Genomic DNA, 16,600 nt, shown 5'->3' with positions numbered 1-16,600 from the left:
TCAATGCCCTCCTGCCCGGGCACCACTGCGCAGACGTGGATCGAGCACGCCGTAAAGCAGGTCGACGATCAAGTTGGCGCTGACCATGGTGATCGCGACCAGCAGCAGGATGCATTGCACCACCGCTAGATCGCGATTGGAGACTGCGACGACGAGCAGCCGACCGACGCCCGGCCAGGAAAACACGCTCTCGACCACGACTGCCCCTGCAATCAGGCTGCCGACCATAAAGCCGACGACGGTCACGGTCGGCACCGCCGCGTTCGGCAGCGCGTGCCCGCGCACGACCGCGGCCCAGGGCACGCCCTTGGCGCTGGCTGTGCGGATATAGGACTGGCCGAGCACCTCCAGCATGGCGCTGCGGGTGAAACGGGCAAGCACCGCCGCTCCGCCGATTCCGAGCGTCACCACCGGCAGAATGGCATGGCGCCAGCTCTCCTGCCCCCCCGAGGGCAGCCAGCCGAGTTGCACCGAGAAGATCAGCACCAGCACGAGGCCGAGCACGAAGCTTGGAATGGTGAAGCCTGCGACCGCCGTGATCATGACGATGCGGTCGGTCAGGCTGTCGCGGTTCAATGCCGCGTATATGCCGGCCGGGATGCCGATGCCGAGCTTCAGCGCCAAGGCCGGCAAGGTCAGCGCCAGGGTCGCCGGGATGCGCTCGAGGACGAGCTGGATCGCCGGACGGCCATCGCGCATCGACTGACCGAGCTCGCCCTGCCCTATCGCCGTGAAGTAGCGCAGGTATTGCAGCCAGATCGGGTCGTCCAGGCCCCACGCCTTGCGGAAGGCAGCGATCGCCTCGGGCGGCGCATCGGCGCTCATGATGATCAGCGCCGGATCGCCGGAGAGCCGGAGCACGACGAATGCGAAGGTGACGACAAGCGCAACGGTCAGCAGCGCGCGGGCGAGCCGGATCAGGAAAAAGCGCAGCATCAGCTCGCCGCCTTCAGGAAATTGGCCTGGTCCTGCGCGACATGGCAAGCGGTCAAGCGACCATCCGGCAGCGGCAGCAGCGCCGGACTCTCGACCTTGCAGCGATCGCGCGCGGCATGGCAGCGGGGATGGAAGGCGCAGCCCGAGGGGCGCGCCGCCGGGTTGGGCGGATCGCCCTGCAGCACGATGCGCGGGCGGGCTCGCCGGCCGGGAACCGGCGCGGCCGAGACCAGCGCCTCGGTATAAGGATGCGCCGGCGAGGAGAGCAGCAGATCGGCCTCGCCCTCCTCGACGATACGGCCAAGATACATCACCGCGACGCGGTGGCTGACTTGCCTGATGACCTTGAGATCGTGGCTGATGAAGAGCAGGCCCAGGCCCAGCTCCTGCTGAAGGTCGACCAGCAGGTTGATCACTTGCGCCTGAATGGAGACGTCGAGCGCCGAGACCGGCTCGTCGCAGACCAGCAGGTCCGGCGTGGTCGCGAGCGCGCGAGCGATCACGGCGCGCTGGCGCTGGCCGCCAGACAGCTCGTGCGGATAGCGCGCGCCCTGATCGGCCCGCAAACCCACCGACTGCAGCAGTTTCAGCGCCATGTCGCCGCGCGCCTTGGCCTCGCCGATTTCATGGACATCGTACGGCTCGCGCACCTGCTCGACGATCGAGAGCCGCCGGTCCAGCGCGCCGAGCGGGTCCTGGTAGATCATCTGCATGCGGGCGCGGATCTTGCGCCAATCGCCGGTGTCGAGTGCCGGCAACGGCGCGCCCTGGAACAGGACATCGCCCGCATCCGGCCTCTCCAGCCCGAGCGCGACGCGCCCGGTGGTCGACTTGCCCGAGCCGGACTCACCGACGACGCCAAGCGTCCTGCCGCGTTCGACCGTGAGTGACACTCCGTCGACGGCACGCACCTCGACGGGGCTGCCGAGCAAGCCGCGGCGCATCGTGTAGCGGCGCGAGACGTTGCGGACCTGAAGCACCGGCGCGCTCATGCGAACACGAACTCCGAGGTGCGCGCGGACTGTGCCTGCGCCGTCCGAACGCAGGCGGCGAAGCGGCCCGGCGCCTTCTGCACGAGCGGCGGCACGCCGGCATCGCAGAGCGCGCCATGACGCGGACAACGCGGCCCGAAGGCACAGCCCGGCGGCAGGTTCCAGGGCTCCGGCACATTGCCCTCGATCGGGTCGAGCCGGCGGCGCACGCCCTCCAGCGGCGGCAGCGCCGCGATGAGGCCCTGCGTGTAGGGATGCTGCGGCTGCTCGAACAGCTCGATCGAATCGGCCATCTCGATGATGCGCCCGGCATACATCACGCAGACGCGTTCACAGGTCTGCGAGATCACCCCCAGATCGTGGCTGATCAGCACCAGCGCCATGCCGGTCTCGCGTCGGATCAGCGTCAGCAATTCGAGAATCTGCGCCTGAATGGTGGCATCGAGCGCCGTGGTCGGCTCGTCAGCGACAAGAAGATCGGGGTTCCCCGCGAGCGCCATCGCGATCATCACACGCTGATTCTGGCCGCCCGAGAGCTCGTGAGGGAAGGCATCGAGGCGTCGCGCCGCGTCTGGAATGCCGACGAGGTCGAACAGGCGTTTCACCTCGGCCCTGATTGCGCTGCCGGAGAGACCGCGATGCAGCGCCAGGGCTTCACCGACTTGCCTGCCGAGTCGGATGACCGGATTGAGCGCGCTCGCCGGATCCTGGAAGATCATCGCGATGCGCCCGCCACGCACCTTATCGAGGACGTCGGCGTTGGCCTCGATCAACTCGGTGCTGCCGAGCCTGACGCTGCCGGTGATGGAGGCCTTCTTCGGCAGCAGGCCAAGCGCTGCCAGCCAGGTCACCGATTTGCCGCAGCCGGATTCGCCGACGAGGCCGACCGCCTCCCCCGCCGCGACGGTCAGGTCGATGCCGTGCAGCACCTTGACCCCGTCGAAGGCGACCGTAAGCCCCCGGATCTCGACGAGCGGATTGTCGACGCTGCCGAACCTGTCGAGCCTCTCGCTCACGAGCGGACCCCACCCCAGTTGCGGGCGCTGAAGTCCATGACGAAGGACTGCGCGGCCTTCCACTGGATGTCCCGACGTTTGGCGGTGAAGTTCGCGGTTTGGTGCAGCACGGTATAGGCAGGGTCCCCGCGCTCGCAGATTTCGAGCATGCGGCGGAATGCGGCCTTGCGCTGGGCCCGATCGGTCGAGCTCTCCAGCACGTCGGAGAGCTTGCCCATCTCGGCATTGCTCCACTCGCCGACCTGCCATTGCTGGCCGCTCGAGCCGTGGCTGGAGGTGATCGACGATACCGGATCGTTGAAGGACGCACTGTTCGACCAGTCGCGCACCGCCCGCGTCGGCCCCTTGGCGAGAACCTGCGGGAAGTTCTCCTTGCTCTCGATCTGGACGTTCATGCCGATCTGGCGCCAGCTCTCGACCAGCACCTGCGCGGTCGCGACCTGGTTGGTGTAGTAATTGTTGAGCAGACGATAAGGGATCGCCTCGCCCCAATAGCCGGACTGCTTCAACAGCCCGATGGCGAAACGCGGCAGGATCAGCATCCCGGCCGAGGCCGCGCCGAGCGCAAGCGCGTGGCGGCGAGTGTGTCCAGTCATCGAACGCTCCGGGTCGTCAAAACGAGGCGGCGCGCCCGTTGGAGGACGCGCCGCGACTGTTGGATCAGCTCTGCCGGCCCCAGTTGCCGGCGCGGAAATCCATGGCGAAGGCCGGTGCGGCTTTCCAGGCGATCGATTTCGGCTTGGCCGTGAAGGTCGCGTTCTGGTGCAACACGGTGTAGGCCGGGTCTTCGCGTTCGGCGATCTCCAGCATGCGCCGGAAGGCGGCCTTGCGGCGGGCGCGGTCGGTCGAGGTCTCCAGCTCGACCGAAAGCGTGTTCATCTCGGCATTCGTCCACTCGCCGGCCTGCTGCTGCTGGCCGTTGGGGCCGTGCTGGGCGACGATCGAGGAGACCGGATCGTTGAAAGGCGCCGAGTTCGACCAGTCGCGCACGGCGCGGGTCGGCGTGCGCTCGAGGATCTGCTGCCAGTTCTCGACCATCCGGATCTCGACGTTGAGACCGGCCTCCTTCCACATCTCGACCAGGATCTGCGCGGTCGGAGTCTGGTTGGTGTAGTAGTTGTTGAGCAGGCGGTACGGGATCGGGTCACCCTTGTAGCCGGACTGCTTGACGAGATCGCGCGCCAGCTTGAGATCGAACGCCGGCACCGACCAGTCCTCGACGAACATCTCGCCATAATAGGGCCATTGCAGCCCCTTCGGCACCACGGTGCGGCCGGCCCAGAGCGAGTCGACGATCGTCTGCCGGTCGATCGAATGCGTCATGGCGCGGCGAACCAGCGGATTCTGCAGCTGGGCATGGCTCTTGTCGAAGACGGTCAGGCGGTGATTCAGGATCGTGCCGCCCTGCACCTCGAAGGCCGAATTCTTCTCGATCTGCGCAATCTGGTCCGGCGGGATGTCGCAGGCGAACTGGTATTGGCCGGAGAGCAATCCGTTGATGCGCGAGGCGACTTCCGGCACCTCGACGAAGCGGATCGACTTCAGCGGCGGCCGGCCGCCCCAATATTCGTCATGGGCCTCGAGCAGCAGCGAGACGTCCGGACGGTATTCAGCGACCTTGTAAGGGCCGGTCGTGACCGGCTTCATCGCCCACTCATTGTAGGTCGCCGCCTCATCGAAGGCGCGCCGGTTCATGATCTCGCTGCCATAGCGCGAAATGCGACCCTCGATCGTCACGTCCGGGGTGCCGTTGACGAAGCGCACGGTGTGCTTGTCGACGATCTCGACGCCGAGCAGGGCCGGCCAGGAGCGGCGCGCCACCGCCGGTACTTCCGCCGGCAGCTCCTTGCTGGCGCGACCGCCGCCGACAACGAAATCGGCCGAGATGGTCTTGCCCGCAGCCGGCTGCGTGTCGCCGAACATGCGCTGCTTGCCGAAGGTGAAGGCAACGTCCTCGGCGGTGAGCTCGTCGCCATTGTGGAACTTCACGCCCTGGCGCAGCTTGAGTTCGACGGTCTTGTCGTCGATGCGCTTCCACTCCGTGGCGAGGCCGGGCACGGCGCCCAGACCGCCCAGCCAGTTGCGGCCGATCAACCCTTCCCAGAGCGACGAGAAGAAGATGCGCTCGCCGACATTGGACTGCTCGCGCAGCACGTCGAGCTGGTTGGAATTGGCGATTTTCTGGACCGCGATCGTGATCGAAGGCCGGCTGTCGGCCTGGGCGATCGCGAAGCGGGGCAGGATGAGGGCAGAGCCCCCGAGCGCTATTGCGCCGCGACGCGTGAGGGAACCGACCATTGTTCATCTCCAGATGGGGTGGCGTTGGGGTCGCGCTCTTCCAGCCCGCGCGGGCTGGAGCGGTAATGGGTCAGGGTCCTGTCAGCATGGGTCAGCCGCCAGGACAGGGCCTTCTGGGCGTAATCGCGCACCAGCGCGGCATAGGCGGGAGCGTCGGCCAGATTGACGAACTGGTGCGGATCGTTCGTCAGGTCGAAGAAGAGCGGCGGGAGCGCGGCGAAATGGACGTATTTGTAGTTTTCGTCCTGGATCACGCAGAGGCTTGACTGGTCCATGTGCAGGCCGAGCACCTGCTCCGGCTGCGAATAATGCACGTCACGGAAGTCGTATTCGTAATGCATCTCCGTCCGCCAATTCGCCGGACGGCCTTCGGCGAGGAAAGGCATGACCGAGCGCCCGTCGCAGGCGCGGGGCGCCTCGCCGCCGAGCCAGTCGAGGATCGTCGGCATCACGTCGACGCTCTCAGTAAAGGACGTTTCGATCGCGCCGCGGCGTTCGTGCGCGCCGCGCGGGTCCTTCACCACCAGAGGAATGCGGAAGCTCTCGTCGTTGAAGCCGATCTTGCCGAGCAGATGGTGGTCACCGAGTTGCTCGCCGTGGTCGCTGGTGAAGACGATCAGCGTGTCGTCCCACTGCCCGGTCTCATCGAGATAGGCGAACACCCGGCCGAGGCAGTCGTCGATCTCGGTGATCAGGCCGCAGTAGGTCGCGCGCATCTGGGCGATCTCGGCCGCATCCAGCGTCGCACCCGAGCCCTCGGCGCCATGGAAGAAGGAACCGCGCTTGATCGAGTCGACATAGAACCTGGTCAGCGGGTGTTGCGCGGCCTCGACCTCCGGCGATTCCGCCCGCACCAGAGCCGGCATATCTTCCGGCCGGTACATCGCGTGGTACGGCGCCGGCGCGACGAAGGGCGGATGCGGACGATAATAGCCGAGGTGCAGGAAGAAGGGCTTGCCCGCCCGGCCCTTGAGATAGGTCAGCGCCCGCTCGGTGAAAAAGGTCGAGTCCGAGAATTCCTTCGGGATGCGCGAGGGCTTGTCAGTCGCACCCGGGACCGAGTCCTCACCCTCAGGCAGCCAGATGTCCTCGCGCTTTTCGGGCAGCTTGAAGCCGTTCTGCTCCACCCAGCCGAAATAGCCGTCCATGTTCGGTTCGAAGGCGCCGACGGAACGAAACCCGTCCATCAGGTCGCCGAGCACGAGGAAGCGCGGATCGTTCTTCGCGGTCGTGCGCGGGTCCGGCGTTGTCGTGGTGTAGCCGATCAGAGCAGGGTCGTAACCGATCGCCCTGAGCGCCTTTCCCAGGTTGAAATGGCGCTGGTCGAGGGGCACCGTATTCTGCACGGCGCGATGGTTCATCAAATAGAGCCCGGTCAGCAGGCTGGCTCGCGCCGGACCGCAGGGAACGCAGGCGGTGACATGGTTGGCGAAGGTGACCCCTTCGGCACAGAGCCTGTCGAGATTGGGCGTCTTGAGGAAAGGCTCCTGACCGCGGGCACGCAGCAGATGCGGTACGAAATCGGCCCGCCATTGGTCGACGACGATCAGGAGAACGTTCTTACGTTTCATTGCCTTGCCTCGTGAAGTCACGTCCAGCTATCCGCCGCGGATGACGCCTGCGTGACTGCCCGACATCATTGTTCGGCCGTCAGAACCAGGCGGCGCCGGCGCGGTTACCGCGCTGGTGAGCAGCCCATGCCTGTTGCGGGGCCGGCTCGGTCGTCCCGACAAGGGCAAGGTGCAGCATGGCAGCCCCTGCATCGCGCGTGCGATCTCATCGATCCTGGCGGAGGCGAGCGTTCGCGGAACATCCCTTGCAGCTGCGGAGCCCCGTCAGCCGTTGCTCCGCACAGCTAGCAAACCGCTGGGTAAGAAGGGCTGGGATCGCAGGGCGGAGCTTCGATCGCCGAGGCGGAGCGACATCCGGCATCTCGACGAGGTCGCGGTCACCATTGCCGGCAAGAGCACTGGCTCGGGCGGGCTCTCGACCAGGATGGATACGTCGCGACGAAATCCTCCAGACCCGGCGCCACGCCAAGGCGGCGCGGCGTCTTCTGAAGAAGCAGGGCTATGCGCCCCGGTGCATGATCACCGACAAGCTCGGGCCTTGACGCCATCGCCCACAGGAAAGCCGTCGCCGGCGTCACGGCCCGAGCCTGTCATCGAGCCCGATGCACCTCTTGGCGGCCACCGGCGGCTATTGTGACGACGACCACCACGGTGTGTTCGCGCGCTGTCTTCTCAAGCCGATTCAACGGAGGCCTGGGACAGCGCGGCATTGAGGCCTGCGGCGAGGTCCGCGTCCAGCGGGGCGCCATCGATCCAGCAATGGCGCACGATCGCGATGCGGCCGGCATCGATCAGGCTGTTCTCGTCGCCCGGGCGGCTGGTATGCGGCCGGCCGCGACGGATGCGCCAGACGATGCGGTCGCCCTCCTCGGAATGGATGTCGGCCGCCCCTGCAATTTTGTCGCGGCCGATCGCGGCAAGGCCTATCTCGGCCGGCAGCTCCTTGGGCAGATTGACGCTGAGATAGGCACCCTCGCGGCTCCAGGCGGCGCGGCGCTGCCAGAGATTGTCGATCAGGGCCGCCAGTGCGGTGACATCGCGCTCCTCGGATGTCCCGCCCTTGGTGCGGGAGAAGCCGATGGCGGGGATATCCCAAAAACTCGCCTCGCGGGCGATCGAGAGCGTGCCGGAATAGGCGGCGTCCTCGGCGGCGTTGCGGCCGTCATTGACGCCGGAGAGCACGAGGTCCGGCTTGCCGCCGGCGCGAAACAGCACGGTCATCGCCGCGACGACGCAATCGGCCGGCGTCCCGTTCAATGCGTAGACCTGCGCTTCGCGGCGGGTCAGCGTCAGGTCGCGGTCGAAGGAGAGGTGATGGCTCGCCGCCGTCCATTTCCGCTCCGGCGCGACGACCCAGATGTCGGAGGCGACGCGGGCGGCGGCGCGGCGCAGCAGGGCGATGCCGGGGGCGTCGATGCCGTCGTCATTGGCGATCAGGATGCGCATGGGTCAGATCTCGATGACGTCGCCGGGCTTTAGGTTGGCGACGAGGCTTGGAATGTCGCCTGCGAGCGCCCGTGCAGTGGCCGCATCGCAGGAATGGGCGAGCACACGTTCCGCACCGCTTGCCATGGCAATGGCCGCGTTCTCGGGCAGGGTCGGATGGGTCGGGAAGCGCAGCCAGTCCGCCGTTCCGGCAGCACGCATCGCGTCGGCGGGGCTACCTTTGGGGACATGGCCGGTCAGCAGCACCGGGTGCCCGTCGCGGCGAGCCTGGGCAAGCGCGGCCTTGGACGGACCTGAGAGCCCCATGCCATCGTCGCAAAGCAGGGCCGCCGGCGGCAGCTTCTGCCCCTCTTCCCACAGTGACGCCTCGGCGAAGCGCGCCGACAGCAGGTCGACGCTCCCCGGTTTCAACCAGGCGGAGGCCGCGATCTGTTGAGCCAGTGCGGCGTGCATCGACTGGTGGATGGCGATCGGGCCTTCGATCAGCCCGATCAGCTCGATGGAACGGCCGGATAGCGGCGTCGGCAGCACGGCGCCTTGCGGATGCGCCGCGAGCCAGCGCCCGATGGCGGCGCCGCGTTCGGCCGCCGGGATGCGGTCATCGCCATAGGAGGCGTCGACCAGCAACAGGTCGCAAGGCGGCAGCGGATCCATGGCGAAGACTGGGCTCGCCGGCACCACATCGCCGCAATAGCCGACGCTGCGGCCCTCGGCGCTCAGATGGCACCAGACGCCGCCGACGACATGACCGCTGCGGCCGGTCCGGATCTCGATCGGGCCGAGCCTGAAATCCTGGCCAGCGACGATGATCTCGGGCGGGCTCTGCGCGGCAAGCGTACGCTCCTGCGGCGTCGCATAAGCCGCGAGCGTCGCATCGGTTTCGGCGGCGCTTTCGGCCGTCATCAGCACGCGGCCGGCAAATCCGTGGGCGAGGCACCAGCCCAGCGCCGCGACATGGTCCTCATGGGCATGGGTCACGATGATCGCATCGAGCCGCTTCAGCTCGTCCGGCGTGATCGCGGGGTAGTAGCCCGGCCCCCGCGGCGCGCTGGTGTCGACGCCGACATCGAGCAGAAGCCGGGTTCCGCCATGTTCGATACCGATGCAGGTCCGGCCCTTCTCGCCGACCCCGCCATGGATCCTGAGTTTCATACGGCCGGTCTCATGCGGCTTTGTCCATTGTCCCGGCCTCGGGGATGACCCAGCCATCATGGATCGCGATGCGGATCGCGTCGCCAGCCTGGGCCGGCGCGGGCTCGGCGGCGTCGAGATGCAGCACGAGGTCGTTGCTGGCGGCGGGACGTGCCTCGAGCCGGAAGAAGCCGCCCTGATAGGACAGCCGTTCGACTGCGGCGGAAAGCCCCTCCTGTCCGGGGGAAGCAATGCCGATGTCGCGCGCCCGCAGGCAGAGCTTCACCTGGTCGGTCACCGCCTGATCCGGCCGGCAGCGCACCACCGCCTCGACACCGAGCACGCTGACCTTGCAGCGGCCGGCCTGGGGCGCCGACAGCACGGTTGCCGGCAGCACCATGCCGTCGCCGATGAAGCCGGCGACGGTGATGTTGGCAGGCTCGCGATAGAGCATCGAGGGCGTGGCGAGCTGCAGCAGCCGGCCGCGATCCATCACGGCGATGCGATCGGCCAGCGCCATCGCCTCGGCTTGATCATGGGTGATGTAGACCATGGTCGTGCCGGTGCGCTCATGGAAACGGGAGAACTCCTCCTCCATCGAGGCACGCAGATGCACATCGAGATTGGCGAGCGGCTCGTCGAGCAGAACGAGCGAGGGTTCGGTGACGAGGCAGCGGGCGAGCGCGACGCGCTGGCGCTGGCCGCCGGAGAGCATGCCCGGCCGACGCTCGGCGAAGCCGTTCAAGCCGACGAGATCGAGCGCCGCCGCGACGCGGCGAGCCCGCTCGGGATCACGCACGCCGGCGACGGTCAGGCCATAGGCGACGTTCTCCGCCACCGTCATATGCGGCCAGAGCGCATAGGACTGGAAGACGATGCCGAGCTTGCGATGCTCGGGCGGAACATGCTGCTCGGGCGAGGAGACGAGCCGGTCGCCGATGCGGATCGCGCCGCCGTCGAGCTTGTCGAAGCCGGCGATCTGGCGCAGCAGCGTGGTCTTGCCGCAGCCGGACGCACCGAGCACGGCCAGGAACTCGCCGTCCTCGACATCGATCGAGACGTCGTCGAGGGCGATATAGGAGCCGAAGCGCTTCTGCGCCCGGTCGATGGTCAGTCGCGCCACGGCAGGACTCCCTGGGGCAGTTTTTGGGCGAAGAGAGTGGTCGAAGCCATCAGGGCGACCGTGACGAGAACGGTGATCGTCGCCAGCGCCGAGGCATAGGTGGAGTCGCCGCCCTGCTCGAAGGAGAAGACGACGACGCCGAGTGTCTCGGCCCCGGAAGACCAGAGCAGCGCCGAGACGGTCAGCTCGTTGAAGGCGGTGAGGAAGATCAAGAGCGCGCCTGCCACCGCCGCCGGCGCAACCAGCGGGAAGATGATGGTGACGAGGCGGCGCGGCAGGCCGGCGCCGGCGATCTGCGCGGCCTCCTCCAGCGTGCGGTCGATCTGAAGATAACCGCTGACGATCGGCCGCAGGCCGAGCACGAGGAAGCGCGCGAGATAGGCGAAGACGATGATCCAGACAGTGTTGTAGAGGGAGACGCCGAGCACCGGCAGCGGCTTGAGGAAAAGCAGGATCGCGGCGATCGCGAGCACCACGCCAGGCATGGCATAGGGTAGCTCGGCGGCGAGGTTGAGCAACCTGAGCGCCCGCGACTTCTTCCAGACGATGAAGTAGCCCAGCGGGACGCAGATCAGCACGATCAGGATCGCTGCTCCCGCCGACATCAGGAAGCTGTTGACGAAGGCGCGCTTCGAGGCGGCGTGCTCGAAGAGGACATAGGCATAGTTGCCGAATGTCGCCGTCGCCGCATTGAGCGGCACGCCGAAGGCCGGGATCAGCGACGTGCTGAGCAGGCCGAGCAGCGGCAGAGCCAGGACGAGGATCGCGAAGGTCCAGAGCAGCGTCTCGACCGGCGCGCGCCAGCGCCCGAGCTCGAAGGGCCGCGCGGCGCTCGAAGTCGTGGTGATGCGGAAGTCGCGACGGCGCATCATGAAATCCTGCAGCAGGATGCCGGCCATGGCGATGACGCCGATCAGCAGCGACAGGATTGCGACTTCCGAGAGCACGCCCGGCCCGAGGCCCGCGAGGCGCTGGTAGATCAGCGTCGGCAGGACGAGGAAGTTGCCGGGGATGCCAAGGAAGGCCGGGATGCCGAAATTGCCGAGGCAGGAGACGAAGCAGAGCGCGATGCCGGCGACGAGCGGCGGGGTCATCAACGGCAGCACGACGGTGCGCAGCACGGTGAGCGGGCTGGCGCCGGCGGCAAGGCCGGCCTCGATCAATTCCTTGGGCAGGGCGCGCAGGCCGGCCCGCAGCGTCAGGAAGACCAGCGGCGCATATTGCAGGCCGAGCAGCAGGATGATGCCCTCGCGCGAATAGAGCGGATTGCGGCTGCCGAGCGGCGGCGCCATGCCGATCAGCTTCAGCAGCGTGCTCGACGGGCCGAAAAGCTGGAGCCAGGCCAGCGCCGTGACCTGCGGTGCGATCATCAGCGGCAGCACGAAGCAGAAGGTGAAGGCGTTGCGGGCGCGGATGTCGGTCAGCGTCGCCAGCAGCGCGACGGTACCGCCGATCAGAACCGCGAGCACGGTGCCGGATATCGCGGTGACCAGGCTGTTGGCGGTGGCCGTCCAGGTCGCCGGACTGGCGAACACCTTGCCGAGCGCCGTCGCCGAGAGCTGACCACCGGGGGCCAGCCCTTCGACGACCAGCCGCCCGATCGGCAGCAGCGAGAGCAGCGCGACGAGACCGACGAGGCCCCAGAGGAGCCCCGTCTCCTCGACGCGCGTGCGCAGCGTCGCGGTATCAGCGAGTGACATGCGCACCCGTCCGGGCTCAGTTGCCGAACATGGTGGCGAAGCGGGCCTTGTCGGCTTCCGTCACCTTGACCACGGCTGCGATGTCGGAAGGCATGACGTTGATCTTGGTGCCCTCCGGCAGCCAGGACGGCGAGCCGACGCTGGGCTTGGCCGGGATATATCCCATGGCGAGCGCAAGCTTCTGGCCGTCATCGGAGAGGATGAAGTCGACGAAGGCCTTGGCGGCGGCCTCGTTCTTGGTCGTCTTCACGATCGCGACCGGCTCGGTCACCGCCGGGGCGCCTTCCTTCGGGAAGACGAAGTCGATCGGCGAGCCCTGCTTCTTGGCGTTGTAGGCCATGAAGTCGACGAGCACGCCATAGGCCTTCTCGCCGGTGGCTACGGAGCGCAGCACGGCCCCGTTGCCGCGCACGGCGACGGCTTCGTTGGCCTTCAGCCCCTCGAAAAGCTTCCAGCCGAGATCGGGACGCGCCGTCATGGTGGAGAGCATGATCGCTGCGGCGCCCGAATAGAGCGGGCTCGGCATCGAGATCTGGCCCTTGTAGCCGGGCTTGTCGAGATCGGTCCAGGAGCTCGGCTTCTCCTTCGCGGCGGTGTTGTAGGCGATGCCGGTGGTGATCAGTTTCGAGCCGAAATAGGTCTTGTCGGCGTCAAAGGAGCCGGGCTGCAGGCCGTCGGTCTTGGCGCCGGGATAGGCGAGAAGCTGCTTCTGCGCCTTCAGGATCTCCATGCTCGCGGCATCGGCGATCAGCAGCACGTCGGCGCCGGGCTGGCCGGCCGATATCTCGGCGGCGAGCTTGCCCATCACCTCGGTCGTGCCGGAGCGGAAGATGTCGACGTCGACGCTGGGATAAGCCTTCTTGAAGGCGGCGATGGTCTGGGCCGCATCCTTCTCCGGCTGCGAGGTGTAGAGCACGAGCTTGCCCGAGGGGGCCTGCGCGAAGGCCGGGCCGGCGGCGAGCAGCGCGCCGAAGGCCGCGGCCATCACGAATTTGCGTCTCGTCTGGGTCATCATTTCGTCTCCTCCGTTATTCGCCGTCGACCTTTGCGCCCGTTGCGGTGGCCGATCTTGCATTCTGATGGTCTATAGCTGGCAATTCGCGGCCTTGCGCGGCCGCGACCGCCCTTCAATCACAAAAGTATCTCGGGGCTTTCCAGCGCCTCGCGCAGATCGGCCATGAAGCGGGCGGCGGCGACGCCGTCCACGATCCGGTGGTCCGAGGACAACGTGAAATTCGCCATCGGCCTCAGCACGATCTGGCCGTCTCGGCCAACAGGCTTGTCGACGGTGCGGCCGACCGCGAGGATCGCGCCCTGCGGCGGATTGATGATCGCGGTGAAGCTGTCGACGCCGTACATGCCGAGATTGGAGATGGTGAAGGTGCCGCCGCCGAGCTCGGCCGGTGTCAGCGTGCGCCTGGCCATGCCGTCGCGCAATCTGGCGAATTCGCGCGTCATCGCCAGCATATCCATGTTGCCGGCATCGCGCAGCACCGGCACGACGAGATCGCCGTCGCGCTCCATGGCTATGCCGATGTCGATGCGCTCGTGGAAGCGCGTCGCCTCGCCCTCGGCGGATGCATTGATGACCGGGTGGTCGCGCAGGATGCGGGCAGCGATGCGGGCAATCAGCACGGTGATGCTGGGCTTGGGTGCGCCGATGCGCTCGTGACGGACGGCGAGGCGGCGCAGCAGATCGCGGGATGCGCTCATCTCGATCTCGGAGGTGAGATAGAAATGCGGCGCCGTGCGCATGCTCTCGGAGAGCCGGTTCGCGACGATGCGGCGGATCGCCGAGAAGGGCTGCAGCCGGCCCTCGGAATTGCTCGCGGCCGGGACTGGCGCGGGACGTGTCTCCTGCGCGGGGGCGCAACGCGGGCGTTGCTCCAGATGGCGCTTCACATCGGCTTCCCCGATGCGTCCGCGTGGTCCAGTGCCGGCCACTGCCTTGAGATCGAGGCCGTTCTGGCGCGCGATACGGCGGGCGAGCGGCGTGGCGCGCAGGCCCGGCGCCACAGATTGAGCCGCAGAGGCGCCTGACGCCGGAGCCGCGCCCTCAGGGTTGGAGGTGGCAGCCGCCACGGAAGCCGCAGCGGCTGCCGGCTCGGACGGCGTGGTGGCGGCCTCGCCGTCGAGGTAGATCCAGGCGACGGGCGTCCCCACCGTGATCGGCACGCCGGTCTCGAGCTTGATGCCGCGGATCGCGCCGCTGGCCGGCGCCTCGACCTCCATCACGGCCTTGTTGGTGCCGATTTCGAAGATCGTGTCGCCCTGGCGGACAAGATCGCCTTCCTTGACATGCCAGGCCTCGATCGTGCCCGTCTCCATGTCCATGTCGACCTTGGGAAGGATGACCTCGACCGGCATCAGGCTTCCCCGCGACGCACGAGATTGGTGGCGGCGGCGACGATGTCGTCCTCCTGCGGGACGGCGGCCTTCTCCAGCACCGGATTGTAGGGGATCGGCGCATCAGCGCCGCCGAGCCGGATGATCGGCGCGTCGAGGAAGTCGAAGACCTCGCTCTCGGCGATCATCGCCGAGATCTCGGCGCCGATGCCCATGGTCTTGACGCCCTCGTAGACGACCAGCAAGCGGTGCGTCTTGCGCACGCTCTCGGCAATGGTGGTGAAGTCGATCGGGCGGATCGAGCGCAGGTCGATCACCTCGGCCGAGATGCCGTCCGCTGCGAGGCGCTCGGCTGCAGCCTCCGCCTTGCGGGCCATGATCGAGGAGCCGACGATGGTGACGTCCGTGCCCTCGCGGCGGATCGCCGCCTGGCCGATCGGCACGCGATAGGCCTCGGCCGGGACATGGCCCTTGGTCTTGTAGAGCAGCTTGTGCTCGAAGATCAGGACCGGGTTGGGGTCGTCGATGGCGGCGAGCAGCATGCCCTTGGCGTCATGCGGCGTGCTCGGCTGCAGGACCTTGAGGCCCGGCACATGCGCGAACCAGGCCTCCAGGCTCTGGCTGTGCTGCGCGGCCGCGCCGGTGCCCGAGCCGCCGGGCAGGCGCACCACCATCGGCACGCTCGCCTTGCCGCCGAACATGAAGCGGATCTTGGCCGCCTGGTTGACGAGCTGCTCCATGGCAAGCGTGACGAAATCCGAGAACTGGATCTCCAGCACCGGCCGCATGCCGGTGATCGCGGCGCCGACCGCGGCCCCGGCAATGCCGAGTTCGCTGATCGGGGTGTCGATCACGCGTTCCTTGCCGAAGCGGTGGACGAGATCGCCGGAGACGCCGAAGGCGCCGCCATAGACGCCGACGTCTTCGCCGAAGAGGAAGACGCGTTCGTCGGCTTCCATCGCCTGACCGAGCGCCTCGCGCACCGCCTCGGCATAGGAGAGTTCGCGAATCTCGGCCGCGGCCTCGAGGGTGTCAGAGGGCATAGACGTCACGGGTCAGGTCTTTCGGATCGGGGTCCGGGCAGGCGCGGGCGAATTCGACGGCGGCGTCGATGTCGCGCTGGGCATCCTCTTCCAGCTTCATCAGCGCCGCAGCGTCGAACCGGTCATGCGCCTTGAGCTCGTCCTCCAGGCGCCGGATCGGGTCCTGCGCCCGCCACTCCTCGATCTCCTCCTTGGTCCGGTAGAGATTGCGGTCGCTCTTGGAGTGGCCGCGCCAGCGATAGGTCTTGCACTCGATCAGCGAAGGGCCTTCGCCGGAGCGGGCCCGCGCGATCGCTTCGCGCGCCACGGCCGCGACGCCGGCAAGGTCGTTTCCGTCGAGGCTGTGGCCCGGCATGGCGTAGGCGGCGGCACGGTCTGCGACATTCGCCACCGCCATGGCGCGCGAGATGTCCATCGACATGCCGTATTTGTTGTTCTCGCAGACGAAGACGACCGGCAGCTTCCAGATCGAGGCCATGTTGAGCGCCTCGTGGAAGGCGCCCTCGTTCGAGGCGCCGTCGCCGAAGAAGACCATGCAGACCCGGCCATTCTTCTGGGCCTTGATGCTCATGCCGACGCCGACCGCGATCGGCAGGCCGCCGCCGACGATGCCATTGGCGCCGAGATTGCCGCCCTCGACATCGGCGATATGCATCGAGCCGCCACGGCCCTTGCAGTAGCCGGTCTCCTTGCCGAAGAACTCGGCGAACATCAGCTTCGGCTCGGCGCCGCGCGCGATGCAGTGGCCATGGCCGCGATGGGTCGAGAGGATGTAGTCGTGCGCTTCGAGCGGCAACGTCGTGCCGACGGCGCTCGCCTCCTGGCCTATCGAGAGATGCATCGTGCCGTGGATTAGGCCGCGCATATAGCTCGCCTCGGCCGCCTCCTCGAACTTGCGGATGAGGTGCATCCGGGTCAGCGCGCGCGCCACCGTCTCGTCGTCGAGCGCGGCGAGTTCCGGCCGCTGGTTGGGCCTCGGCGCGGCGCTCGCCATGTCG

13 protein-coding genes and 2 pseudogenes are annotated in these 16,600 nt (G+C 67.5%); 1 reads left to right on the top strand and 14 read right to left on the bottom strand.

The features are described from left to right. The 6 genes and pseudogenes from AB4Z10_RS21340 to pehA all read right to left on the bottom strand — a co-directional run bounded on the left by AB4Z10_RS21340 (position 1) and on the right by pehA (position 6,813). Positions 1-936, bottom strand: a complete 936-nt coding sequence (locus AB4Z10_RS21340) for an ABC transporter permease (protein WP_441472385.1) — start codon at positions 934-936, stop codon at positions 1-3. Continuing rightward, a complete protein-coding gene (locus AB4Z10_RS21335; RefSeq protein ID WP_441472384.1) occupies positions 936-1,928 on the bottom strand; it encodes an ABC transporter ATP-binding protein in 993 nt (330 codons plus the stop codon). Before AB4Z10_RS21335 ends, AB4Z10_RS21340 begins: the two co-directional genes overlap by 1 nt. Next, positions 1,925-2,944, bottom strand: a complete 1,020-nt coding sequence (locus AB4Z10_RS21330; protein ID WP_441472383.1) for an ABC transporter ATP-binding protein — start codon at positions 2,942-2,944, stop codon at positions 1,925-1,927. The genes AB4Z10_RS21335 and AB4Z10_RS21330 overlap by 4 nt, the downstream gene beginning before the upstream one ends. Further along, positions 2,941-3,474 (bottom strand): annotated as a pseudogene (locus AB4Z10_RS21325) (ABC transporter substrate-binding protein); the annotation flags it as partial. The pseudogene AB4Z10_RS21325 and the gene AB4Z10_RS21330, both read right to left, overlap by 4 nt. Positions 3,475-3,604: 130 nt before the next feature. Continuing rightward, entirely contained in the window at positions 3,605-5,242 is a 1,638-nt protein-coding gene (locus tag AB4Z10_RS21320) for an ABC transporter substrate-binding protein (RefSeq protein ID WP_441472382.1), read from the bottom strand. Then, positions 5,209-6,813, bottom strand: coding sequence for a phosphoric/sulfuric ester hydrolase PehA (gene pehA / locus AB4Z10_RS21315; RefSeq protein WP_441472381.1), 1,605 nt, complete (start codon positions 6,811-6,813; stop codon positions 5,209-5,211). Before pehA ends, AB4Z10_RS21320 begins: the two co-directional genes overlap by 34 nt. A gap of 337 nt (positions 6,814-7,150) precedes the next feature. Between pehA and AB4Z10_RS21310 the strand changes: the two are divergent. Beyond that, positions 7,151-7,346, top strand: a pseudogene (locus tag AB4Z10_RS21310) (DDE-type integrase/transposase/recombinase); the annotation flags it as partial. 139 nt (positions 7,347-7,485) lie between these two features. On the opposite strand, the gene surE reads toward AB4Z10_RS21310, so the two are convergent. The 8 genes from surE to AB4Z10_RS21270 all read right to left on the bottom strand — a co-directional run bounded on the left by surE (position 7,486) and on the right by AB4Z10_RS21270 (position 16,596). Further along, a complete protein-coding gene (gene surE, locus AB4Z10_RS21305; protein ID WP_441472380.1) occupies positions 7,486-8,259 on the bottom strand; it encodes a 5'/3'-nucleotidase SurE in 774 nt (257 codons plus the stop codon). A gap of 3 nt (positions 8,260-8,262) precedes the next feature. Beyond that, positions 8,263-9,411, bottom strand: a complete 1,149-nt coding sequence (locus AB4Z10_RS21300; RefSeq protein ID WP_441472379.1) for an MBL fold metallo-hydrolase — start codon at positions 9,409-9,411, stop codon at positions 8,263-8,265. A 10-nt stretch (positions 9,412-9,421) separates the two neighbouring features. After that, complete coding sequence (locus tag AB4Z10_RS21295) at positions 9,422-10,513, bottom strand: ABC transporter ATP-binding protein (RefSeq protein ID WP_441472378.1); 1,092 nt, start codon at positions 10,511-10,513, stop codon at positions 9,422-9,424. Beyond that, the gene (locus AB4Z10_RS21290; protein ID WP_441472377.1) at positions 10,501-12,213 is read right to left on the bottom strand and encodes an ABC transporter permease; all 1,713 of its coding nucleotides are present in this window, start codon (positions 12,211-12,213) and stop codon (positions 10,501-10,503) included. Before AB4Z10_RS21290 ends, AB4Z10_RS21295 begins: the two co-directional genes overlap by 13 nt. Before the next feature lie 16 nt (positions 12,214-12,229). Beyond that, positions 12,230-13,228 (bottom strand): ABC transporter substrate-binding protein, encoded by a 999-nt coding sequence (locus tag AB4Z10_RS21285; protein ID WP_441472376.1) that lies wholly within the window; start codon positions 13,226-13,228, stop codon positions 12,230-12,232. Between the two features lie 116 nt (positions 13,229-13,344). After that, a complete protein-coding gene (locus tag AB4Z10_RS21280; RefSeq protein WP_441472375.1) occupies positions 13,345-14,580 on the bottom strand; it encodes a dihydrolipoamide acetyltransferase family protein in 1,236 nt (411 codons plus the stop codon). Beyond that, positions 14,580-15,602, bottom strand: a complete 1,023-nt coding sequence (locus AB4Z10_RS21275; protein WP_441472374.1) for an alpha-ketoacid dehydrogenase subunit beta — start codon at positions 15,600-15,602, stop codon at positions 14,580-14,582. The genes AB4Z10_RS21280 and AB4Z10_RS21275 overlap by 1 nt, the downstream gene beginning before the upstream one ends. After that, the gene (locus AB4Z10_RS21270) at positions 15,592-16,596 is read right to left on the bottom strand and encodes a thiamine pyrophosphate-dependent dehydrogenase E1 component subunit alpha (RefSeq protein WP_441472418.1); all 1,005 of its coding nucleotides are present in this window, start codon (positions 16,594-16,596) and stop codon (positions 15,592-15,594) included. Before AB4Z10_RS21270 ends, AB4Z10_RS21275 begins: the two co-directional genes overlap by 11 nt. Positions 16,597-16,600 lie beyond the last annotated feature (4 nt).

It is taken from the genome of Allobosea sp. RAF48, from assembly GCF_052114025.1.
Classification (GTDB): domain Bacteria; phylum Pseudomonadota; class Alphaproteobacteria; order Rhizobiales; family Beijerinckiaceae; genus Allobosea.
The sequence above is the reverse complement of the archived record's forward strand: the minus strand, read 5'-3'. Positions and strand labels throughout refer to the sequence as shown.

Coding starts and splice junctions, on each gene's coding strand:
- AB4Z10_RS21340 (WP_441472385.1), bottom strand. CDS start 936: ATGCTGCGCTTTTTCCTGATCCGGCTCGCCCGCGCGCTGCTGACCGTT.
- AB4Z10_RS21335 (WP_441472384.1), bottom strand. CDS start 1,928: ATGAGCGCGCCGGTGCTTCAGGTCCGCAACGTCTCGCGCCGCTACACG.
- AB4Z10_RS21320 (WP_441472382.1), bottom strand. CDS start 5,242: ATGGTCGGTTCCCTCACGCGTCGCGGCGCAATAGCGCTCGGGGGCTCT.
- pehA (WP_441472381.1), bottom strand. CDS start 6,813: ATGAAACGTAAGAACGTTCTCCTGATCGTCGTCGACCAATGGCGGGCC.
- surE (WP_441472380.1), bottom strand. CDS start 8,259: ATGCGCATCCTGATCGCCAATGACGACGGCATCGACGCCCCCGGCATC.
- AB4Z10_RS21300 (WP_441472379.1), bottom strand. CDS start 9,411: ATGAAACTCAGGATCCATGGCGGGGTCGGCGAGAAGGGCCGGACCTGC.
- AB4Z10_RS21290 (WP_441472377.1), bottom strand. CDS start 12,213: ATGTCACTCGCTGATACCGCGACGCTGCGCACGCGCGTCGAGGAGACG.
- AB4Z10_RS21285 (WP_441472376.1), bottom strand. CDS start 13,228: ATGATGACCCAGACGAGACGCAAATTCGTGATGGCCGCGGCCTTCGGC.
- AB4Z10_RS21280 (WP_441472375.1), bottom strand. CDS start 14,580: ATGCCGGTCGAGGTCATCCTTCCCAAGGTCGACATGGACATGGAGACG.
- AB4Z10_RS21275 (WP_441472374.1), bottom strand. CDS start 15,602: ATGCCCTCTGACACCCTCGAGGCCGCGGCCGAGATTCGCGAACTCTCC.
- AB4Z10_RS21270 (WP_441472418.1), bottom strand. CDS start 16,596: ATGGCGAGCGCCGCGCCGAGGCCCAACCAGCGGCCGGAACTCGCCGCG.